Origin of the sequence: Pseudoalteromonas sp. S2721, assembly GCF_005887425.1 — a bacterium.
GTDB lineage: Bacteria > Pseudomonadota > Gammaproteobacteria > Enterobacterales > Alteromonadaceae > Pseudoalteromonas > Pseudoalteromonas simplex.
The window spans coordinates 1-5,669 of record NZ_PNCZ01000045.1 but is presented as its reverse complement, the minus strand read 5'-3'; the positions used below and the strand labels follow the sequence as shown (position 1 = coordinate 5,669).

The 5,669-nt window shown below is 41.8% G+C and carries 4 protein-coding genes and 1 tRNA gene; all 5 read left to right on the top strand.

Features of this window, described 5'->3' with window-relative positions; translation table 11 throughout:
• Positions 1 to 31 precede the first annotated feature (31 nt).
• Positions 32 to 108: transfer RNA gene (locus CWC02_RS16640), tRNA-Asn, on the top strand.
• A 185-nt stretch (positions 109 to 293) separates the two neighbouring features.
• Positions 294 to 2,237 carry an EAL domain-containing protein gene (locus CWC02_RS16635; RefSeq protein ID WP_054553688.1) on the top strand — a complete coding sequence of 648 codons (1,944 nt, stop codon included), beginning with the start codon at positions 294 to 296 and terminating at the stop codon, positions 2,235 to 2,237.
• A gap of 438 nt (positions 2,238 to 2,675) precedes the next feature.
• Complete coding sequence (gene rsxA / locus CWC02_RS16630; protein WP_054553689.1) at positions 2,676 to 3,257, top strand: electron transport complex subunit RsxA; 582 nt, start codon at positions 2,676 to 2,678, stop codon at positions 3,255 to 3,257.
• Position 3,258: 1 nt separating this feature from the next.
• Positions 3,259 to 3,813 carry an electron transport complex subunit RsxB gene (gene rsxB / locus CWC02_RS16625; protein ID WP_054563643.1) on the top strand — a complete coding sequence of 185 codons (555 nt, stop codon included), beginning with the start codon at positions 3,259 to 3,261 and terminating at the stop codon, positions 3,811 to 3,813.
• A gap of 8 nt (positions 3,814 to 3,821) precedes the next feature.
• A partial coding sequence (gene rsxC, locus CWC02_RS16620) for an electron transport complex subunit RsxC (protein WP_138619440.1) occupies positions 3,822 to 5,669 on the top strand: 1,848 nt, incomplete at its 3' end.

Sequence of the window (5,669 nt, the reverse complement as noted above, 5' to 3'; positions counted from 1 at the left end):
AATAAATCCGCCCGTTTCAAGGCATGACGCTTCCCCCTTAGCTCAGTTGGTTAGAGCGACGGACTGTTAATCCGCAGGTCCCCCGTTCGAGTCGGGGAGGGGGAGCCAACTCTACGAATATATTAAATTTTATCTCTTTTTTGCCTCACCGATTGTATTAGACTTTCCAGCGCTTATACACTACTCTAGTGTAAGTTATTTATATGCTTTGATATAAAATAGAATTCACTATTATTAAACCGATCAATCAAGGAATTGATTCCTTCCTTTTAGGCTTTTAAAAGATAAGAAACATGGCTGGTTTTAAAAAACTCATATTCGTACAACTTATTTCTTGGCTACTATTCGCATTATTAGGCGGATATTTTATTGCAATTAGTTTTGACAGTGCAGTAAGTGATGCCCAGCAAAAAGCACAGCGTGTAGTTAATGCCTATATAAACTCACAAACTATTGAACAGCTGGCACCAGAGAAACTTAGGCAAGCACTTTCTGATGGCAGTACTTTTTCAAAATTTGTAATCCGCGATCAAACTGGCAAAGTTGTTACAATGATAGAGTCTAGTCAGCCCCTCCCCTTGTTTGCTGAATTAGTTAATAATTCATTTAACTCTATCCGGCCTCAATTTGCAGTGAACCAGACATCTGACATAAAAATTGAATTTACGATCAATGCTCATAACCTAGCAACTCTGCTGCAACAAGCAATGTTTATTGTCATTTTGATATCTGGATTGATTGCATTATTACCAATTATTTATATGAACAGTATGTTCCGTCGCTTAAACAGAAAAATAAGCACAACAGTTGCTGATATTGTCGATATATACATAAATCAGAATCAAGTAAGCGACGATATTGAACAAGCTATGGACACTTCAAGATTAAAGAAGCTAAGCAAAGATTTAATTCCTTCGTTCAATCGTCTGTCACACTTTTTACAAACTAAACACGATGATATTCAAAATAATGCGCTAAGTATTAAAAAAGAAGCCTATAAAGATGTAGTCACTAACCTTGGCAATCGTAATATGTTTGTAGAGTATTACGAAAAAAATATTGAGAATGCAGAAAAAAGCACCTTTGGTTCACTTGCTATGGTGCGTTGTAGTGAGCTACAAACAATAAACCAAACACGTGGTTACCAAAAAGGTGATGAATACGTAAAAGGTGTGGCCGATATTATTAAACATATTAGCGGCACCTATACAGGCAGTCAGGTTTTTCGTTTAAACAGTTCTGATTTTGCTGTGGTACTGCCTAATACCCCACTTAAAGAAGCTGAACGCTTTGGCGATAACTTACAATCGCGTTTTACTCAGTATCAGCAAAACCAAGAATTAAGCTCAGTTGCTAACACAGGTATAGTTGGCTACGAAAAAGGTAAGCCGCTTGGTGAGTTATTATCAATTGTTGATAATGCAATGAGCATGGCGCAATCAAAACAAGCAAATGCATGGCATGTACAGCGTGAAACTGATTTAGTTAATAACGCCAGCGCAGGTTTTGGTAACCAAAACTGGCGTAAAGTCATTACCGAAGTGATCGAATCGAAACGTGTGCACTTGGTTATGCAGAACATTATGCCAATAGGTAAAAGTGTTAAAGCCTATGCTGAGATCCAAGTTCGTTTCAAAACTGCAGAAAACCAAATGCTGCCAACGGCCTCTTTTCTTGCAATGGCAGAAAAGCTAGAAATGGCAATGGAAATTGACCGTTTAATTATCGATACCACTTTAGAGAAGGTTAAAACGCGTAATTTCTCTGAAAAATTCTTTGGTATTAATGTTACTGCATCAAGCGCTCACAATGATCAATTTGTGATCTGGTTAGAGCGCCGATTACTTAAAGACAGCAATATCGCCTCTAAGCTTATATTTGAAGTCAGCGAGTTTGGATTACAACAAAACATTAAAGCAAGTAAACGCTTTATCGATATGGTACACCGCGTGGGTGCACGTATTACCGTAGAGCGTTTTGGTGTGGGTTTAACGTCATTTAAATTCTTTAGAGACTTAAAACCAGACTTTATCAAAATGGACGCAAGCTACACCCGCGGCCTTGAAGAAGATAAAAACAACCAATACTTTATGCGTTTAATGGTGGATCTAGCTCACCGTATTGGTGTGAGTGTATTTGCTGAAGGCGTCGAAAGCCAAGAAGAAAAACACATCATCGAAACACTGTGTTTAGATGGTGTGCAAGGCTATTACATCGAAAAGCCTAAAGATATCTAACCCCTCTTTAAGGCCCAAAAAACCTTACTATTTTTGGGCCTATTCCAGCTATACCCAAGCCACCTCAAGATGCAGAATTCAGCGTTTCACAGGTGCTTAATATCAAGGCGTTACTTTGCAGGAATGGCAGTCCCTTTTAAGAAGTAACAACGATGAGAGTAAGTGCCTGTGAAACGCCCAAAGGGTTGGTTTAAAAGCGATTTATACTGCGTTATTGATTTTAACAATAGAACCACTATTATTTGCAATCAATGCCTTGCCTAAATCGCTTTTAATTCCAACTGAAACTCGCATCTTGAGGTGGATTGGGTATATTAACTTTGCTTTAACACTTTAATCGTAAACAGCTTTGTTAATTTTAGCTATTCGTCCCTCATGTGTTGTGTCGGCCCCCATAAAAAAGGATAATAGAGCCGTTTTTATTCTCGTGAGGCACGCATGACAGAGTATGTCTTGTTATTGATTGGCACTGTGCTAGTCAACAACTTCGTTTTAGTTCAATTCTTAGGTTTATGCCCGTTTATGGGTGTATCGGGTAAGTTAGATACCGCGATTGGTATGTCTTTAGCCACAACCTTTGTACTTACACTTGCCTCCGTGACCAGTTATCTGGTGAATCATTATATTTTGATCCCGCTGGATATCGAATTTTTGCGTACCATGAGCTTTATTTTGGTTATCGCTGTTGTCGTGCAATTTACCGAAATGGTGGTGAGAAAAACCAGCCCGACACTTTATCGCTTATTAGGGATTTTCTTACCGCTTATTACCACTAACTGTGCTGTTTTAGGTGTTGCCCTACTTAATATCAAAGAAGACCACTCATTCTTACAATCGGCCGTGTATGGCTTTGGTGCCGCAGTGGGTTTCTCTATGGTGTTAATACTGTTTGCCGCATTACGTGAGCGTTTAGCTGCGGCTGATGTCCCTGCTCCTTTTAAGGGTGCTTCAATTGCGATGATCACCGCAGGCCTTATGTCGATGGCCTTTATGGGTTTTACAGGATTAGTGAAGTTTTAATATGACCTTGTTTTATGCTTTGATAGCGTTAGGTTCATTAGCGCTAATATTTGGTTTAATTTTAGGTTTTGCCGCCGTGCGTTTTCGCGTTGAGAGTAACCCTATTGTTGACCAAATTGATACCATTTTACCGCAAACACAGTGTGGCCAATGTGGCTACCCTGGCTGTCGTCCCTATGCAGAAGCAATTGCCAATGGTGACGAAATCAATAAGTGCCCGCCAGGCGGCGAAGCCACGGTAAAAAAACTCGCTGATTTAATGGGTGTTGAAGCAAAACCGCTGGCAGGCGGTGAGCAAGCAGATCCTGTTAAAACCGTTGCCTATATTCGTGAAGATGAATGTATTGGCTGTACCAAATGTATTCAAGCCTGCCCTGTTGATGCCATCGTTGGCGCAACTCGCCAAATGCACACTGTATTAATCGATGAATGTACCGGTTGTGACTTATGTGTTGAACCATGCCCTGTAGACTGTATTGATATGCTGCCTGTAAAAGAAACCAAACAAACCTGGAAATGGCAATTAAACGCAATCCCTGTGACTCAGGTAGATTAGGAGCACAGATGGAAAAGTTAATAGATCAAATTAAACAAGGCAAAGTGTGGTCTATACCTGGGGGCATTCACCCACCGGGTCAAAAGCTGCAATCAACAACACAAGCCATTGCAAGACTGCCACTACCAGACAAGCTCGTTGTATCTCTAAAACAACATATTGGTGCTAACGGTAAACTTATTGTTGAAAAAGGCCAGCAGGTTTTAAAAGGCCAAGCATTAACTAAACCAAGCGGCAATTGGTCTGTGCCTGTGCACGCGCCAACATCAGGGTTGATCAGCGATATTTGCCCAATGCCCTCTGCTCACCCGTCGGCGTTGCCTGAACTTAGCGTTATTATTGAACCTGATGGTGATGATAACTGGTGCGAGCTTAATCCTGTAACTGATGCCAAAACTCTTTCCCATGATGAGCTTGTTGATATTATTCATCAAAGTGGTATCGCAGGTATGGGCGGTGCTGGCTTCCCAACCTATGTAAAAGCAGATACCCGTAAAGCCATCGAGTTTTTAATTGTTAATGCCGTTGAGTGTGAACCTTATATCACCGCTGATGACATGCTAATGCGCGAACATGCCGATGGTATAATTGCCGGTATTGAATTAATGCAGCAGCTGTTAAGTCCACAGCTGACAATTATTGGTATTGAAGATAATAAGCCCGATGCTATTGCTGCCATGAAACTCGCAGCACAGCATAACGACAGCATCATAGTGCAAACAGTGCCAACGGTTTACCCTTCTGGCGGTGAAAAACAGCTAATTAAACTGCTAACGGGCAAAGAAGTCCCAAGTGGTAGTATTCCTGCCGATATTGGTATGTTGGTGCAAAATGTCGGTACTTTGTTTGCGGTAAATCAAGCCGTACATGAAGGTAAACCACTGATAGAGCGTGTAGTAACGGTAACCGGTAACACCATTCATAAACAAGGTAATGTGTGGGCTTTACTAGGCACTGAAATTAAACATTTATTAGACTGCCAAGGCTTTTCTCCGGTTCCACAGCAACGTGTGGTTATGGGCGGTCCAATGATGGGCTTTACCCTGCCAACCGTGCGTATTGGTGTCGTTAAAACGACAAACTGTATTTTAGCGCCAGATCACCAAGAACTTGCTGAGCCGGGTGATGAAAAAGCCTGTATTCGTTGTAGTGCCTGTGCTGACGCCTGCCCTGCATCATTGTTACCTCAGCAATTGCAATGGTTTGCCAAGTCTAAAGAATACGACAAACTCAACGAGCACAATTTATTTGATTGTATTGAATGTGGCGCCTGTGCTTATGTTTGCCCAAGCGAAATACCCTTGGTGCAGTACTATCGTGTTGCTAAAGCTGAAATCAAAGAGCAGCAAGCAGAGCAAATCAAAGCAGAGCGAGCAAAAGAGCGTTTTGAAGCGCGTAAAGAGCGCTTAGAGCGCGAACAAGAAGAGCGTCAAAACCGCCACAAACGTAAGCCGGCTGCTAAGTCAGATGGCGAAAAACAAAAAGTGGCCGATGCACTCGCCCGAGTTAAATCTAAATCTGATGATAAAGACAGTAAGTCAGCTGTCGCTGCAGCTATTGCCCGTGCGAAAGCGAAAAAGCAAGGTGCTGAGCTTGAGCCTGACAACTCTGAAGTAGCTAAAGAACGTGCAGCACGTAAAGAACAAGCACGTAAATACAAAGAGCAAAAAGCACTAGAGCAAGGTGAAGACGGCGTCGATAAAGACGATAAAAAGTCTGCTGTTGCTGCCGCTATTGCCCGCGCTAAAGCGAAAAAAGCCGCACAAGCTACAGAAGAAAACGCTTCTGCTGAAACTGACGCTGCGCCAAAAGATGAGAAAAAAGCTGCTGTTGCAGCTGCTATCGCTCGTGCTAAA